Source organism: Gordonia sp. UCD-TK1 (assembly GCF_001691435.1).
Lineage (GTDB): Bacteria > Actinomycetota > Actinomycetes > Mycobacteriales > Mycobacteriaceae > Gordonia > Gordonia hongkongensis.
Genome location: NZ_LZMP01000021.1, coordinates 38,651 through 53,780 on the forward strand (window position 1 = coordinate 38,651; position 15,130 = coordinate 53,780).

18 protein-coding genes are annotated in these 15,130 nt (G+C 66.5%); 12 read left to right on the forward strand and 6 right to left on the reverse strand.

Translation table 11 applies throughout. The features are described from left to right. The first annotated feature begins 1 nt into the window (after position 1). The 5 genes from A9310_RS13065 to A9310_RS13085 are packed head-to-tail and all read left to right on the forward strand — an operon-like array spanning position 2 to position 5,841. Entirely contained in the window at positions 2-622 is a 621-nt protein-coding gene (locus A9310_RS13065) for a hypothetical protein (protein WP_065630989.1), read from the forward strand. Further along, on the forward strand, positions 619-2,331 hold the full coding sequence (locus A9310_RS13070) for a hypothetical protein (protein WP_065630990.1): 1,713 nt from the start codon (positions 619-621) through the stop codon (positions 2,329-2,331). Before A9310_RS13065 ends, A9310_RS13070 begins: the two co-directional genes overlap by 4 nt. Next, complete coding sequence (locus A9310_RS13075; RefSeq protein ID WP_065630991.1) at positions 2,331-2,738, forward strand: hypothetical protein; 408 nt, start codon at positions 2,331-2,333, stop codon at positions 2,736-2,738. Before A9310_RS13070 ends, A9310_RS13075 begins: the two co-directional genes overlap by 1 nt. Beyond that, positions 2,735-4,972, forward strand: a complete 2,238-nt coding sequence (locus tag A9310_RS13080) for a hypothetical protein (RefSeq protein ID WP_065630992.1) — start codon at positions 2,735-2,737, stop codon at positions 4,970-4,972. Before A9310_RS13075 ends, A9310_RS13080 begins: the two co-directional genes overlap by 4 nt. Further along, entirely contained in the window at positions 4,972-5,841 is an 870-nt protein-coding gene (locus tag A9310_RS13085) for a hypothetical protein (protein WP_065630993.1), read from the forward strand. The genes A9310_RS13080 and A9310_RS13085 overlap by 1 nt, the downstream gene beginning before the upstream one ends. A gap of 15 nt (positions 5,842-5,856) precedes the next feature. Here the strand turns inward: A9310_RS13085 and A9310_RS13090 are convergent, their stop codons facing one another. The 6 genes from A9310_RS13090 to A9310_RS13125 all read right to left on the reverse strand — a co-directional run bounded on the left by A9310_RS13090 (position 5,857) and on the right by A9310_RS13125 (position 10,632). Next, positions 5,857-6,732, reverse strand: a complete 876-nt coding sequence (locus A9310_RS13090; RefSeq protein WP_139104620.1) for a hypothetical protein — start codon at positions 6,730-6,732, stop codon at positions 5,857-5,859. A gap of 99 nt (positions 6,733-6,831) precedes the next feature. After that, on the reverse strand, positions 6,832-7,071 hold the full coding sequence (locus A9310_RS13095) for a hypothetical protein (RefSeq protein ID WP_065631028.1): 240 nt from the start codon (positions 7,069-7,071) through the stop codon (positions 6,832-6,834). A gap of 14 nt (positions 7,072-7,085) precedes the next feature. Beyond that, the gene (locus A9310_RS13100) at positions 7,086-7,322 is read right to left on the reverse strand and encodes a hypothetical protein (protein ID WP_065630995.1); all 237 of its coding nucleotides are present in this window, start codon (positions 7,320-7,322) and stop codon (positions 7,086-7,088) included. 56 nt (positions 7,323-7,378) lie between these two features. Continuing rightward, the gene (locus A9310_RS13105) at positions 7,379-8,275 is read right to left on the reverse strand and encodes a tyrosine-type recombinase/integrase (RefSeq protein ID WP_254661253.1); all 897 of its coding nucleotides are present in this window, start codon (positions 8,273-8,275) and stop codon (positions 7,379-7,381) included. 402 nt (positions 8,276-8,677) lie between these two features. Then, a complete protein-coding gene (locus A9310_RS25215) occupies positions 8,678-10,057 on the reverse strand; it encodes a site-specific integrase (RefSeq protein ID WP_175401134.1) in 1,380 nt (459 codons plus the stop codon). Positions 10,058-10,059: 2 nt separating this feature from the next. Then, positions 10,060-10,632 carry a helix-turn-helix domain-containing protein gene (locus A9310_RS13125; protein WP_065630999.1) on the reverse strand — a complete coding sequence of 191 codons (573 nt, stop codon included), beginning with the start codon at positions 10,630-10,632 and terminating at the stop codon, positions 10,060-10,062. Positions 10,633-10,809: 177 nt separating this feature from the next. Here A9310_RS13125 and A9310_RS13130 point away from each other — a divergent pair, with 177 nt between their 5' ends. The 7 genes from A9310_RS13130 (at position 10,810) to A9310_RS13160 (ending at position 15,061) form a co-directional block, all read left to right on the forward strand. Further along, positions 10,810-11,049, forward strand: coding sequence for a hypothetical protein (locus A9310_RS13130; RefSeq protein ID WP_065631000.1), 240 nt, complete (start codon positions 10,810-10,812; stop codon positions 11,047-11,049). Between the two features lie 99 nt (positions 11,050-11,148). Continuing rightward, positions 11,149-11,583: a hypothetical protein gene (locus tag A9310_RS13135; RefSeq protein WP_065631001.1), complete on the forward strand. Its 435-nt coding sequence runs from the start codon at positions 11,149-11,151 to the stop codon at positions 11,581-11,583. Further along, positions 11,583-11,927, forward strand: coding sequence for a hypothetical protein (locus tag A9310_RS13140; protein ID WP_065631002.1), 345 nt, complete (start codon positions 11,583-11,585; stop codon positions 11,925-11,927). The genes A9310_RS13135 and A9310_RS13140 overlap by 1 nt, the downstream gene beginning before the upstream one ends. After that, the gene (locus A9310_RS13145) at positions 11,924-12,103 is read left to right on the forward strand and encodes a hypothetical protein (protein ID WP_065631003.1); all 180 of its coding nucleotides are present in this window, start codon (positions 11,924-11,926) and stop codon (positions 12,101-12,103) included. Before A9310_RS13140 ends, A9310_RS13145 begins: the two co-directional genes overlap by 4 nt. Beyond that, positions 12,100-12,345, forward strand: coding sequence for a hypothetical protein (locus A9310_RS13150; protein WP_065631004.1), 246 nt, complete (start codon positions 12,100-12,102; stop codon positions 12,343-12,345). The genes A9310_RS13145 and A9310_RS13150 overlap by 4 nt, the downstream gene beginning before the upstream one ends. Further along, a complete protein-coding gene (locus A9310_RS13155; RefSeq protein ID WP_065631005.1) occupies positions 12,342-12,578 on the forward strand; it encodes a hypothetical protein in 237 nt (78 codons plus the stop codon). Before A9310_RS13150 ends, A9310_RS13155 begins: the two co-directional genes overlap by 4 nt. A 1,106-nt stretch (positions 12,579-13,684) precedes the next feature. Continuing rightward, on the forward strand, positions 13,685-15,061 hold the full coding sequence (locus A9310_RS13160) for a phage/plasmid primase, P4 family (RefSeq protein WP_065631029.1): 1,377 nt from the start codon (positions 13,685-13,687) through the stop codon (positions 15,059-15,061). Positions 15,062-15,130 lie beyond the last annotated feature (69 nt).

A 15,130-nucleotide genomic window follows, 5' to 3' on the forward strand; every position in this document is an offset into this window, starting at 1 on the left:
CGTGAAGGTGTTCAAGCTCAACGGAACCGGCGAATCCGTCCCGGGGCGCAACATGCTGTCCCCGGTGCCGGGTGAGGACTTCCGGTATGTCGCCGAGATCCGGCCGATCGGTCAGCGCACGTACGCCGAGTCGGTGGCGGATGCCCGGCGCCGTCTGCGCGAACTCGACGCCGCGGGCGAGGAGTACGTGCTGACCGGATACAGTCTCGGCGCCGCAGCTGCTGGCGACTTCGTGCAGCACGACCGCCCGCGGAACTGCCGCGGCGTCGTGCTGCTGTCGGATCCGAAACGCCACCGCAAGCAGTGCTCTAACCCTGGTGTGCACGGCGGGAACTGGGGTGTGGCCGGTGAGCGGTTCATCGACCGCGTCCCCTACTTCACGTTCACCATCCCGGACGATCCGATCTCGGCGTGCCCGGGGAACAACGGGATGCGCCAGATCGCCTCGCGCGTGACGGGCCTGCCGCAGGACCCGGGCCAGTGGTGGAACGCCGGGTACACGATGCAGTGGTTGTGGAAATACCTCGCCGACGGTCGCCACACCGCCTACGGCGTCGAGCGTGTCGGCGGGGCAACCTATCTCGATCTGGTGCGGCGCGCGGTGGAGGAACTCAGCCGGTGACCTCACCCGACAATCGGCCTCAGTCCGATTACGACGCGGCATTCGAGAAGCCCATCGGCTCATGGAATCCCATCGTCAACCTCGTCGGCATCGGCGAAAAGGTCATCATGACGCCGCTGTCGTATCTGCTGGCGATGATCCTCGGCGACGAGCCCGAGGACTGGGACACGTTCGAGGAACTCGCCGCGAACATCATCCCCGCGCTCATCCGGTTGCCGCTTCGCGTGGTCGTGCAACTCATCGGCGGTATACCCGTCATCGGTGACGGCGTTGAGGCGGCGTTCGCGAAATACCTGAGAACGACGAACGAAACAGCGGTCGACGCAGCGGAAACCGTTGTGTCGGTGGGCACTCAAGTCACTTACGTTCGGCAGGTCATCTCCGTCCGGAGCGGGCGACCGCTTCACGAGACGGGCCCGGACCGCACGGCGTGCGTGTCGGTCCCGTTCTCGACGCTCAACCTGAGCGCGGCGAGCATCTCGATCGGCGGCGGCGCCCACGCAGTGGCCATCTCGGGCTTCACCGGGAACACTGCCGCCGCTGGCGACACTCACCGACACAGCGGCACATCGCTGGACGGTTCCGCGCCGAACCATCCGCACACGACGTCGATGAACACGCCGACTGTCAATGCCACTGCGGGCTACGCGCCGTGGGCGTCGATCATCATCGACGCCGCGGCTGAGCGGAAGGTGTTGGGCTGGGCGGCATACAAATCGGGCACCGTCACCGGCTTCTACCTCGACGTGTTCCGGCAGGAGCCGGACGGATCGGTCGGCCCGGTCATCTACTCGTCCCCGAACCTCGCGGGCGAGCTGCTGACGTCGCTCACGTGGATGCAGCACCTCATGGACGGGGCGTCGGTGATCGCCGACATCGACGACGTCGTCGATATCCAGTTCCGCATGACCGGCACTGGGACCGTGCACATTGCGGGCCCCAACTTCCCCTACGTCACACCGATCACCGGGATGCGCCCGTACTCGTGCGGGTCCGGCCGCAACCCGTCGGCTACACCGGTGCCGGCGAGCCTCTCGACGGCCGAGCGGGACGCGATGTACGTCGGCCCCGTTCCGTTCGTTGGGCTCGGTGTCGACGTCGGACAGGCCAGCATTCCGGTGGTCATCGTCGACGACTTCAACCGCACCGGAGGGTTCGGACCTGAGTACAAGACGTTCGGCAACATCAGGATCGAGGGCGGCCGGGTCAAGCACACCGCGTCGGGCCTGTCGACCAACGATGGCGCCGCGATGCGGGTCGAGTCCCTCAACTCTGACCTCTTCGAGATCGGGTTCGACCTGTGGCTGGACGGCGACATCAACGAGTTCCAGATCGCGGGCGTTGGTGGGCGCTGCACGTCCAACCTCAACGCCGGCGTGTGGCTGACCGCCAACGAGAACGGCGTCTACATCCAGTCCGGCGCCTACAACTCGCGCACCACCCGCTCGACGGTGCCCGCACCAGGGTCGGGCCGATACACGCTGCGGCCCCGGCGGTCTGCGGACAACACCCACTACATCTACGACGTGTTCTATGGCGACCCAAACACCACCGAGCCCATTGACGACTGGGCAGACACCACCGGCATCGTCGCTGCCGGGATCGGCCGCCGCCGAGTCGCACTGGTCGTCAACGGAGCCGCGTTCTTCCCGTCGGGCGAGCTGGACAACTTCGTCGCCCGCGACGTCACCCCAGAAGAGGAGCCGTGATGGGTTATCCAACGTGGCGCGGCGACGCGCCGACTCGAGACATCACCATCTACAAGGGTGAGGACATCAAGATCTCTGGCCAGCTGAGCCGGGTGGTCCGCGACACCAATGGTGCGATTGTCCGCGACTCCTCCGGCCGCCCCCAGCGCGAGCCGTGGGTACCGCCGGAGGGCACCGAAATGTACTTCGTCGCCTACCACAAGGACGCCAGTCCAGACACGAAAATCCCTGTGTCACTGGATGAGCACAAGTTCTCGACCCATATCGAGACCACCGTGGCCGCCACCATCGGTGACGGTGACGAGTTCTGGCTATACATCAAGACGCCCGACACCCCGAACGGCAATCCGACTGTCATCTCGACCGGGACTGTATCGCGTCGCGATCCTCACGGGGTGCAGCTGTGAGCGACTGGATTGACGGCGATGTGATCGTCGACGTCGACACCGGCGGGACGCAGGTGATCGACGTCCCCGCCCTCGACGACGTCGAGGTGTTCGTCATTCAGGGCCGCGACGGCACAGGCGTCAACCTGCGCGGCGCGGTAGGCACTTATGCGCAGCTTCCCACAGACCTGACGATCGACGACGCGGGCGCCGCGTACCTGGTGCAGGCCAACGGGAAACTGTACGTGTGGTCGGGCAACGCCTGGCCGTCCGAGGCAAACGGCGCCGACTTCCGCGGCGAGACCGGCAACCCTGGCCGCGGCATCACCGCTGGCGGCATCTCCGTGGTGGGCAACAAGCTGCGGTTCGCGATGTCGGACAGCACGATCGACGAGGCCACTGTGCCGGCGATCCAGCAGGCCATCGATTCCACTGCGGCAGCGTCGGGGTCGGCGACGGCCGCGAACACCGCCAAGCTCGCCGCCGAGGCCGCAGCGTCGACCGCAGGGACCGCCGCGTCGACGGCCACGAGTGAGCGTACAGCGGCGCAGACCGCGCGCACTGGTGCCGAGGCCGCGCGAGACGCCGCCACCACCGCAGCCACAGCGGCCGACAACAGCGCCGACGCGGCCGCGACGTCGGAAACCAACGCGGAGACCGCCGAGACGAACGCAGCAGGCTCGGCGACCGCTGCGGCCTCGTCCGCCGCCCAGGCAAACTCACGCGCGACCGACGCCGAAACCGCACGCACAGGAGCCCAGACTGCTCGCACCGGAGCGGAGTCCGCACGCGACACCGCGTCCGGGTTCGCCACCACCGCGCAGACCGCAGCGGGCGACGCCGAAGCCTCCGCCACCGCGGCAGCGGCCTCTGCCGAGGAAGCCGCCGACGTCGTCGCGTCCGGTGTCCCGAACGCCACCGACACCACCAAGGGCGGCGTCGTCCTCGCCGGAGATCTCGGCGGAACGTGGGATGCGCCGACCGTGCCGGGCCTCGCGAACAAGGCGGACCTCGTCGGCGGCAAGGTACCGGTGGCCCAGATCCCCGCGCAGGCGCTCGTTGAACGCCGTGTCGTGGCCAGCACCGCAGCGCGACTGGCTCTGACCGACGTCCAGGAGGGCGACGTCGCGATCCAGACCGGCAACCCGGGGCGCGGCACTTACATTCTCGGCGACGGCTCCCCGTCCGACCCGGACTCGTGGTCGATGTTCGTCGTCCCGGACTCGCCGGTGTCCAGCGTCAACGGCTACACCGGCATCGTCATCCTCGGCAAGGGCGACGTCGGCCTGGACCGGGTCGACAACACCAACGACCTCGAGAAGCCGATCAGCACGGCTGCGCAGACTGCGCTGGACGGCAAGGTCGACGAAGTCGCGACCGCGAACGTCGCCTACGGCACCAAGACGGGTGGCGTGCAGGGCACGTGGCCGGTCACCTCGGCAGCGACCGCCACCACCCTCGCGCTACGCGGCACCGGCGGCACCGTGGCCGTCGGCACGGGCACTGCCGCCAATCACGCGACGACCAAACAGCAGCTCGACGACGGGCTGGCCGGGAAATCGGACACCGGACACGCCCACGACGCGGCCGCGATCGCAACGGGCACCCTCGACGCCGCCCGACTCCCGGTGGGCACGGGCTCGACGCAGGTGGCCGCGGGCAACGACTCACGCATCGTCAATGCCGTCCCGAACTCACGCACCGTCACCGCGGGCACCGGCCTGTCCGGCGGCGGAACGCTGGACGTGAACCGCACTCTGTCGGTGCTGTACGGCAACACCGCCGGCACCGCGACGCAGGGCAACGACGCTCGTCTGTCGGATCAGCGCACACCGCTGGATGGCTCGGTGACTCCTGCGAAGATCGTGGACGGATCGGTGGGGTTGGCGAAGCTCGCCGCCGAGGTCGCGACCACAATCCAGGGCATGATCGACACGTCGGTGCTGGCGGCGCAGCGGGTCATCGCGAATCCGCAGACCGGCGCGTACACCTTGGTGCTCACCGACGCGAACAAGGCCGTCGAGGTCACTACTGCGGGCGCGGTGAACTTGACCATCCCTACTGACGCGTCGGTGGGCTTCCCGGTCGGCACCGTCATTGAGGTCGATCAAATGGGCGCCGGGAAGGTGACGATCGTCGGCGCCTCGGGCGTGACGGTGCAGTCGCCGGTCACCCCGACCACGCGCGCCCAGTACTCGGCACTGCTGCTGCGCAAGCGCGCGGCCAACCTGTGGCTCGTGTCGGGCGATATGTGATGGTGCTGCCCAACGCGCGATTCCGCGCGCAGCGAAAGTATGTATCTCTCACTCGGCAGAAGATGATCAAGTCGGGGCGGTTCTCATTCGCCAACAGCGCAGCGATCCCCGTGACCGGGTGGTTGTCGGACCCGACCAACGCGGCGGTGATCGTCAGCGATCACACCCTCGACGTCGCGGGTAGCGGTTCCGCCACCGTGCACGCGTTCGTCCGCGCCGGCAAGAACAGCACGTCAGGAACGCCGACCGTCCGGCTCGTCATCAACGGCGTGACGGTAGACAGTGTGGATGTGCTGCCTTCATCGACGCAGTTCGGCCACACCGACCCGCTGCGCGGCAGGCCTTGTTACCTGCAATGGGTCGGCACCGTTGCGGCAGGCGATGACATCAGGCTCGACGGCATTCGCACGACTTCGGTGACCGGCTACGTCAACGACGGTTCCGAGCTGTGGGTCGACCCCGGCAACACATCCGTGACGCGGCAGCGCATGTACAAAAACACATCAGCTTTCACGATCGGCAACAGCCGCAGCATCGTCACCGGGTGGACTGCTGATGCGAAATATGCGGGCGGGTCGGTGAGTAACAACCAGTTGGCGACCACGCTCGTCGGTGTGGGCACCGCTCGCGCGTACGTCGTGGGCAACAGCAGCGGATCACCGGCCGAACTGTTTCTGATGATGAACGGCGTCGAGATCGGCACGCTGACCATCCCTGGCGGGGACCAGTCGGGTTACTGGATCGAGGTGCCCGGCGTCACTTTCGCCGGGTCAGACCTGCTCAGCATTGAGGCACGCCGTACGAACAGCAGCTCGACACGAGCACTCGAGGACAACTCACCCGTGGTCGAGGCGTTTGTCGCTGCCTGACTGAACAGGCGACGGTCAGCAATACTCGGTTTGTCCTGCGTCGCACAGCTGTCCGCGCACCCAGGGGCTCGGGCCTTCGCTTCGCTCGGCCTCTTCCGCACCCTCGCGGTTCTTCTCGATGAGGCACTCGGCGGTGTCGCAGGGTACGTCTCCGACGGGGGCATCGGTGTCGATGAGTCCGTCGCCGTCTTTGTCCCAGCCGGGGGGAAGGTCGCTGCCGGTCCCGGTCTCCGGGGCCGGAGCGGGTGCCGGCGCTTCGGTTGCGGCTGGTGCCGGTGCCGGCGTCGAGGGTGGGGCGACCTTCTGCCGCCAGTCCGCGGGCAGTTTCCACTCGATGCGCTGGTCGACGTCGCCGACCTCAAGGTGGTAGCCGATCGCGGTCGTCATGACCGGGACCACGATTGTCGGGGATCCGTCTTTGCTCGCGTTCGGCGGCACGTCGATGAACTGCACCGACCCAGTGCACGGGGAGTTCTGGCCGACGGCCTGTGAGACCTCGAGGTTCTGCGCAACCTTGTTCTGGTCGTTCACGTAGTAGAAGTCTGACGCCCACAGCCACTCGGGAGTCTCGAGCGCGCCGGTCTCGATCGTTGCGACGAACTTCGATTGCACGACGTCAGGATTGAGCGCCGCATCGCACCCCTCGGTGTCGAGGCGCGTCCCGGTGATGGTGAGGACCTTCGCGCCGGTGGCGTCCGTGACGGTGACCGGGGCGCCCAGGTCCACTTCGCGAGCTCCACGCGCGTTCGTTGGTTCCTCGGCGCGCGAGTTCGAGGCACCGGCCGCGTCGGACGACGACGATGCACCGTCGCTCGCGTCGTCTCCGCACGCGGATACGGCGAGAACCGTTGCCAGGACTGTCGCGAGTAGCGCGCGGCGTCTATGCGTCATGCGCGGAAGCATAGCGAGGGGCGACTCCCCTGCTTCGCGAAGTCGACAAATCGGCCCCCAGCCTCCGTGTGAGGGTTGGGGGCCGATTCGTTGTGCCTGCTAGCGACCGAACCGCTGGTATGCGGCCTGCCGTGTGGTGTCGAGCGCCGCGGCGATGACGGTCCACGAGTCGCCGGCCTCGCGCGCAGCCGCGACCGCCTCGCGCAGTTCGGCTTCGCCGTCGGCGATGGCGGTGCGAGCGGCGACGATCCGGCGGAAGTGGGTGGCGTCGCGGGCCGGGGTGACGGCCGGGTCGAGGTCGTCGAGCCCGGTGGTGTCGGTGTCGTGCTTGGTTGCCATGTCAATCACCCTCCTCAGCGGAGATAGTCGTAGAACTTGGGTCGAAGGTTGTCGGCGTGGATGATGCGCGTGGGCGCATCGAACGGGACGGCGACGAGTTCGAGCAGGGCACCGGATCGGCTGGGGCCGATGACGAGGAGTCGCTCCTCGCCGCGGTAGTCGTACTCGACCAGTCGGAGTGCGTTGGTCCAGGCGTGGAGAATGTCCGCGTCACTGACGTTGTGCTTGCGGGCGCTGCTCCTGATCTCCACACTGTAAACATACCTTTACAGACGCCGACTGTCAAGACGCCTTTACAGCGGACCCGTCATGCTGCGTCGTCGAGCGTGAGGAGGCTGTGGCCAGATTCGCGATCGCGGTAGCCGCGCATGAGGTCCAGGCCTGCGATCGCCGCGCGACGGCGGTGGTCAGGCACCTTCGTGTAGATCTGCGTCGACGCGATCGACTTGTGCCGCATCAACTCCTGAACTACGCGGATGTCGTGGCCGTCGTCGTGTAGCGCCGACGCGAACCAGTGCCGCAACGCGTGCGGTGTCCCGCGGACCCCGGCCCGCTTCATCGTGCGGCCGACGATGTCGCTGACGGACTTCGGCAGGACATGCTCGGAGGGATACCCGCGCATCGGGAACCACCACCCCGTCTCCGGCATCTCAGATGCGACCTCGCGCAGCATCGGGTGCAGCGGCACCGACTTCACCTTGCGCCCCTTCCCTCGCACCCACAGCAGGTTTGCGGGTAGGTCGAAGTCTTCGCCGCGGATGTGCGCGATCTCGTGAACGCGGAGGCCGGCCAAGAGCGCGAGCAGGATCATCACTCGCGTCGTTCCCCACATCCGAGCGCCGAGCAGCTTCGGCACGTCGGCGTCGGCGATCGGCCGTGGCTCTCGATCAGGGGACTTCGGCGTGCCGACCTTCAGCATCGGGTTGTCGAGTCGGCGATCGGTGATCTGGAGCCATTTGAACCACGCCGTGAGATAGCTCGAGTACGTGAGCGCGGTGGAGTCTGACCACTCGTCGTGGTCGGAGATCCAGTGCACGATCTCGATCGCCTCGATGCTCGTGGGCTGGGCGCCGGTCTCGTGGTGCAACTGACGCAGCACCCGCAGGCGCTCGTCGATGGTGCGCCGTGAGAGGCGCTGGGCGTGCTGCCACAGCTCCCACTCTGTGAGGCCGAGCGTGACGGTGGGCGCGTGTTCCGCGTTCACTGTTGGTGACATCCTTTCAGTCCGAGATCCCCCCGGATCGGCGCGCAGACTCCACTCTCGCCGCATGGCGGTGGGCGTATTGCCGGAATCGAAAGAGTTGGTACGACCGTACGAACTGTGTGTGATGCTGGGGATTTTCTTCGCTGAGCGAAATACCTGGGTCAGGGTTGCGGCCGCGGCTACAGGTACGAGCGCATGTCGACGTCCCAGCGTTCAGCCCACTCGCATGCTGACACGAGCGCCGCGGCCTGGCCAGCTGTCAGCCGCCCCGACCAGCCGCCGAACGGCCCGTTGAGCCAGACTGAGAGGCCGGTCAGCTCGTCGGTCCAGAGCGGCGCCGGCGGGGCCGCGACTGCGGCCGCGCTCACGCTGCGAGCCCCGGAATGTGACGGACGTTTGAGGTCAGACTGACGGACTTGTAATCCGCAGGTCCCAGGTTCGAGCCCTGGTGGGGGCACCATCATGACCAGGCGATTCGCTTTCGAGCGGGTCGCTTTCGTCATTCCCGGAGGCGTCAACGCTCACGGAATGCTCACGCGGTGCCGAATCGTGCTCACCGCGACCCGCTCGAGGGACGAGTGCCGCGGCCGCTTCGGCGGCCTGGGCGCCGACGCCGTCGAGCAGGTGGCTGTAGGTGTCCGAGGTGATCGAGATCGACGAGTGGCCCAGGCGCTTCGATACGACGGCGATCGGGACGCCGGCCGCGAGCATCAGCGACGCCTGGCCGTGCCTAAGGTCGTGGAGCCGGATGCGCCGCAGCCCGGCCTCGTCGGACAGCTGATGAAAGCGTTCTGTCACATCACCTGGCGGGATCGGTGAGCCGTCCTCGCGGGCGAAGACGAGACCATGGTCGTTGTAGGCACTCCCCCATTCGGTGCGCTCCTGCTCCTGAGTGAGCCGCTGCGCCATCAGGACACCGAGCGTGCCCGAGTCCAGGTCGACGACACGCGCCTCGCCGCTGGCGGTTTTGACCGGACCGAAGCGGTACTGCCGATGTTCGCCACCGCAGAAGGGGCACTGGACCCCGGTGCCGTCGGTCTCGACGATTTGCTGATTGACCACCAGGCGGGACCGACCGAAGTCGATATCGTCCCACCGCATCCCGACAGCCTCGCCCCGACGTAGGCCGGTCATCGCGATTGCCTCGAAGAGCGACCCGAGCCGGTCAGACTGTGCGTGGTCGAGGAACGTTCCGAGGTCGGCGGCCTCCCAGGGCTTGACCTTCGGTCGCGATGCCCGCGGCAGCTCCATGTCGGCCGCCGCATTGAAGCTGACGAGGTGCTTCCGTTTCGCCGACGTGAGCGCACTCCGCAGTGTGGCGTGGACTCGCCGCTGGGTGGCAGCCGAAAGCGGTTTCGGGTTGCGCCGCTGACCTTTTCCGATCTGCGCATCCTTAGCCGGCTTCTGCGGCGGCTTGGCGATCTGACGCAGCATGTGTTCGACGTGAGTGGCGCGCAGGTCCCGCAGTCGCACGGTGCCGATGTGCGGGACGATGTAGGCGTCGACGTGCTGGCGGTAGCTGCGAAGCGTCGTCGGCCGGATTCCCGCCTGCTCCTTGGCTTCCAGCCACTGGTCCAGGTAGGCCGCGAGCGTGAGCCGCTGGTCGATGGCGACAACGCCGGTGCGGATCTCGGCGAGGCGTTCGTCGAGTGCGTCGACCGCTTCGCGTTTCGTCCGAAATCCCCGCTTGAACTCCTGCCGACGCTTGCCGGTCGCCGGGTCCTTGCCGAGATCAACGCTGTAGTGCCAGCTCGCCTTGCCCTTCTTCACACTGCCACGCATGGCTATTCGTCCTTACCCTTGAGGTTGTGGACGTAACGAGCAGCATAAACGCTCGACTCGATCGTTTGCTTGTCGAGGACGTCCATCGCTAACGCGAGCTCGTCCCCGACGGTCGTAGCAACGAGCGTCTCGTCCTCGTTTTCGGGCAGCTCGGTGGCAGTTATGCCGCGCGCTACAGCGTCAGATACCTGACGTTCGAGCTCATCTCGAACCTCCAACCATCGTTTCGCAGATGTGTAGGTGTCTCGGTGAGCTTCTCCGAGGCGCTCCCGTGCTGCTGCCAGCGCGATTGCCGTCTGAGAGTCAGCCGCAGACAGAAGGAAGAGCTCGATGTTAACTCCCAGGGCGCGCGCTATGACCCGCGCTTCACCGTAGCGAACAGGCCTCTCGCCCTTCTCTATTCGCGAGACGGTGTTCTGGTACACAGACGACCAGCCTCGCTCCTTCAGCGCCCGAACGAGATCCGCTTGGCTCATACCAGCCGCCTCCCTGAAGATGACCATGTTCTGAGCGAACCGACGATCGTCACGTTCGGGCCCGTCTGGCGATTCCGCGCCTTCTACATCCTTCGACATGTGTCGATTGTTGCACGTGGAGTGTTCACAGACAACGACACACCGGTAATGCCTGGTTGACAGGGTTCCCAGCGATTGGTAGTTGTTAAATCGTGGTTCTCGACAACTACGTTTCGGAAATCACAGGCAATCCAGGACGGGTCGAAGGAGGCCTCGACCCCAAGAGAGGAGACGGGGATGACACCCCAAGAGATCCGGGAGGTGTGCTCTCAGCAGGCGGTTGTAGACCTGCGGTTTGCGCTGGCCGCCACTGGGATCGGCGAAGCCACGGGTTACCGGATGGCAAAGCATTGTGCGCACGAGCTTCCCTTCCGGGTGCTCCGAGTGGGATGGATCTACAAAGTCCCCACCGCAAGCCTGCTGGAGGCCCTTGGTCTTTCGCCATTGGACGAAGCAGGCCGGCAGCTCACCGCGTGACCGCGGAGCGAGCAGACGAAGACAGAAAAACGGCCTGGCGAGGGCGCCACACCCAGACCAGGCCAGTCAGAAAACCCGCCACCAAACGAAAGAAATCTGATGACGACCACTCTAACCCATCGCACCGACACCGAGCATCAGGCACTCGCCCGGGCGGCGTCTGACCTCGGCGTCCACGTCGAGATCCCCGAGAACGTTCGCAGCGCCCAGCAGGTGCACGCCGCACTGATGGCGGAAGACAGCGACGGCGGGATCGAGCTGATCGCCACGCTGACCAGCGGACGCGTCTACGCCAACGTCGAGCGCTTCGACTACACCAACCCGGACGGTACTGCCGACCCCTCCGGGTTGGAGGTGTCGATCTTCTTGCCCGACGGGAACCGTGACGCCATCGGCGAGGGCAAGGTCGGGTTCAGCAGCGATGACGCAGGGCGAATCACAATCCTGCGCGACGTCGCGAGGATCACCGAGGCGGCGGCCAAGTTCGTCGACGCCTATGTCGCAGCCAGCTCGGCCAAGATCGAGGTGCGCTGATGACGCGCGCAGAGGCCCTGGCTCGTCGCCAGGACGCCATCAGACGCGAGCTCGTCGCCGACCCGTGCCGGCCGACCACTGCGATCGCGAAGAAGGTGCACTCCGCACCCGCCACGGTGCGCGCCGTCCGACGCGAGCTCGAGTACGCCGGCACCATCCCCCGCCGCGTGAGCTACCCCGGCTGCCGCAGTTGGCGGGACTTCGCGGAAGACTACGAGTTCCTTCGCGATCAGGGAATCACGAACGGGGACATCGCAACACGCCTTGGAGTGCGCCTCAAGAGCCTCGAGCGACGGGCACGTCGGCACGGTTGCTGGCAGCCAGATCGTGAGCGTGTGGCATGAACCGCACCGTATGGATCGATCGCCTTTGCAACGCCCTGGACGCCTTCGAGGACGACGCGTTCAGCACCGAGCAGATCGCAGCCATCACCGTCACGCTCGAGACGATGATGGGCATCGGCACGCAGCCGACATCCGCCGCTCCGGTGCTGACCCTCGTGCGAGGTGATGCGTCGTGACCGTCGTCCAGATGCACCCGATCTATGCCGCCCGCGCTCGGCCTGCCGGCGACTGGATCGACGGCCGACCGCACGTCGACGGCCAGGTCGCCTCACTGGATCGGCTCGGCTACCTCATCGCGGTCTACGAATCCCGGGGCTACAAGCCCACCCTCGGCGACACCGCCTATCAGCGCATGACGGCCGCCGGTGGTGGCTGGGCGCGGCTGGCGGCTCGCCTCGATCGAAAGGAGACGGTGTGAGCTGGCAGATCTTCAACGTGAAGCGGCGTGACGATCGCTATGGGCCGTACGCCCCTCTGGTGGACGGCGGTCACCAGTCCGCCGAGGTGATCTTGTTGCAGCGCAACGACACCGGGAAGACTCGGGCGGTCCTCGGTTTCCTTGTCGGTGCAGAGTATGTGCCGATCGAGGATCTTCCGGGCTGGACCGGCGAGATGCCTCAGCATGGAATCCGCACCGAGGTTCTGCGGTGACCAGTTCCCCTGTCAACCCCGACCCCGTGGCCTCCGTGGCTACGGGGCCGGGGTTGCGCCCCGCACCCGGCACAGTCGACTTCGCTGAGCTACTGACCATGCTCGGCCACGACGATCTCACCGCGGTATGTCATCAGCCCGTCGGTGGAAAGTTCAGCTTCATGGTGACCGAGTCGGCCGACGCTGCCAGCCTTGCGACGGTCGCTGACGCGGACATGTGGTTCGGCATCAACCCGGTAAGCCGCCCAGCGCCGGGAAGTCGCGGAAAGTCTGACGACGTCACCAGGCTGTCGTGCCTGTGGGTCGACTTCGACGTCAAGCCTGGTGCCTGCACATCCCTGACACAGGCTCAGGCGATCATCGATGACCTCGCCGCAGCGCTTGGCACCCCTCCCGCCGTTCTCATCTGGTCCGGGCATGGCGTTCAGCCGCTCTGGATCATCGAGGACGACGACGCGGTCTTCGCAAGCAACGAGGACCGCGCACGCGCGGCAACGCTGATCAAGCGGTGGCGTCGCATGGTCGAGAACTTCTCCGAGAAGCGAGATGCAGGCGTCGTGGACGCAGTCTTCGACCTCGCGCGCATTCTGCGTATCCCCGGGACGACGAATTACAAGGAGACGCCGGTACCCGTCGTTGCCACCCGAGGCGCCGGCGGGCCGCTCACGCTCAACGAGATCGACGAAGTCCTCGACGCCTACGGAATCCCGTTACCCGAGGACGAGATTACTTGCGAGGCAGTCGATCCCAGTTCCTATGAGTGGGCCGACAAGGCGTGCTGGTATGCCCCCGCGATGATCACGGGCTGGGAGACCGACGGGCCGCGCGCAGGCCGGCATCAATGGCTCCTCAGTCAGGCCACCCGACTTGCCGCAGCCCGACGGTACGGGTGCCTCACGGCCGAGGAGCATCGCCGCGGCGTCGAGACGCTACAGAAGCGCATGGGCGAACTCTGCGCGCAAGGGATGCCGCGAGCCGTGCTGTCGAACGAGATCCCTGATGCGCTCACCTGGGGCGAGCAGAAGGTCGCGCAGATGACCGACGAGCGGGTTGCCAGTGAACTCGGCGGGCACACCCACACCGACCACGTCGAGGAGCTTGCAACGATGCCGCCAGCGGACAGTCCCGCAGCCACAACCACATCCACGACCGAAGTCCACCGTGGGCAGGTCCGCATGGCTTACCGCCTCGCCGCCGCCTACACGGGGCGCCTACTCCACGTGACCGGCATCGGCTGGCACCGCTGGGACGGCCAGCGCTGGGCCTACGACGACACCGGGGCCGCCAGCCGGGCAGTCCTGGACATCCTCGAGCGGGCGTGGCGAGAGGCGCGCGACGACAAGGACCTCGCCGCTGATGTCCGCAAGTGCGAGTCGCACGCGGGGATCACTGGCGTTCTGGCGATCGCCGGCACGCTGACCGACTTCTGCGCGACCGTGCGCGACCTCGACGCCGACCCCTACCTGCTGAACACGGCCTCTGGCACATTCGATCTCCGTACCGGGGCACTTCGCCCGCACAACCCGTCTGACCGCATCACGAAAGTCACTCGGGCCGCCGTCCCCGACAGCATCGAGGCTGGCTCGGCATGGCAAGCGTTCCTCGAGCGCGTCGTCCCGGACACCGAAGTCCGCGAGTACCTACAGCGCGTCGCCGGGGTTGCCCTCCTCGGCCGCGTCACAGAACACATCCTGGCGATCCTCACCGGCACCGGCGCCAACGGTAAGGGGACGTTCTACAAAGCGCTGTGCTGGGCTCTCGGCGACTATGCGAGCACCGCGGAGCCGGACCTGTTCATGCATCGCCAGGGCGCACACCCGACCGGCGAGATGGACCTCCTCGGACGACGTCTCATCGTCGTCTCCGAATCCGAGAAGGACCGGCGCCTGGCCGAGGCCACCATGAAGCGCCTTACCGGCGGCGACACCATCCGGGCCCGCCGGATGCGGCAAGACTTCATCGAGTTCGAGCCCTCGCACACACCGCTGTTGATCACCAACCACCTACCGAAGGTGTCCGGTGACGACCCCGCCATCTGGCGACGACTTCGGGTGATTCCGTTCGCGGTGGAGATTCCGCCCGCCGAGCGCGAGAAGTCTCTCGATGAGCGCTTGCAGATCGACGCCGACGCGGTCCTCGCGTGGGCGGTTGCCGGCTGGCGGGACTACCAACACCGAGGCGATCTCGCAGAGCCCGCGGCCGTCGTCGTCGCCACCGATGAGTACCACAAGGCGTCCGATGCGATCAGTCGGTTCGTCGACGAATGCTGCGTCACCTCGACGCCCGCCCTCAAGGCCACCACGTCCCAACTGTTCAAGGCGTGGGAGCAGTGGCGCACCGAAGACGGAGCCGAAGCAGTCAGCCAGAAGGCATTCGGACAGGCGCTCGACAAGCACGGATATCCGGTGACCGACAAGACCCGCATCGGCCGATTTCGCGCAGGAATCGGGCTCAAAGTGGAGGTGTCTGATGACGCAGCGTGACGCATGTGACGCATTTATAGGTTCGTCCTACGCGTGCGCACACAAAGAAGTAATACAACAATGCGTCAC

Coding starts and splice junctions, on each gene's coding strand:
- A9310_RS13125 (WP_065630999.1), bottom strand. CDS start 10,632: ATGTCGAAGGATGTAGAAGGCGCGGAATCGCCAGACGGGCCCGAACGT.
- A9310_RS25215 (WP_175401134.1), bottom strand. CDS start 10,057: ATGCGTGGCAGTGTGAAGAAGGGCAAGGCGAGCTGGCACTACAGCGTT.
- A9310_RS13075 (WP_065630991.1), top strand. CDS start 2,331: ATGGGTTATCCAACGTGGCGCGGCGACGCGCCGACTCGAGACATCACC.
- A9310_RS13085 (WP_065630993.1), top strand. CDS start 4,972: ATGGTGCTGCCCAACGCGCGATTCCGCGCGCAGCGAAAGTATGTATCT.
- A9310_RS13140 (WP_065631002.1), top strand. CDS start 11,583: ATGACGCGCGCAGAGGCCCTGGCTCGTCGCCAGGACGCCATCAGACGC.
- A9310_RS13095 (WP_065631028.1), bottom strand. CDS start 7,071: ATGGCAACCAAGCACGACACCGACACCACCGGGCTCGACGACCTCGAC.
- A9310_RS13160 (WP_065631029.1), top strand. CDS start 13,685: ATGCCGCCAGCGGACAGTCCCGCAGCCACAACCACATCCACGACCGAA.
- A9310_RS13090 (WP_139104620.1), bottom strand. CDS start 6,732: ATGACGCATAGACGCCGCGCGCTACTCGCGACAGTCCTGGCAACGGTT.
- A9310_RS13130 (WP_065631000.1), top strand. CDS start 10,810: ATGACACCCCAAGAGATCCGGGAGGTGTGCTCTCAGCAGGCGGTTGTA.
- A9310_RS13145 (WP_065631003.1), top strand. CDS start 11,924: ATGAACCGCACCGTATGGATCGATCGCCTTTGCAACGCCCTGGACGCC.
- A9310_RS13135 (WP_065631001.1), top strand. CDS start 11,149: ATGACGACCACTCTAACCCATCGCACCGACACCGAGCATCAGGCACTC.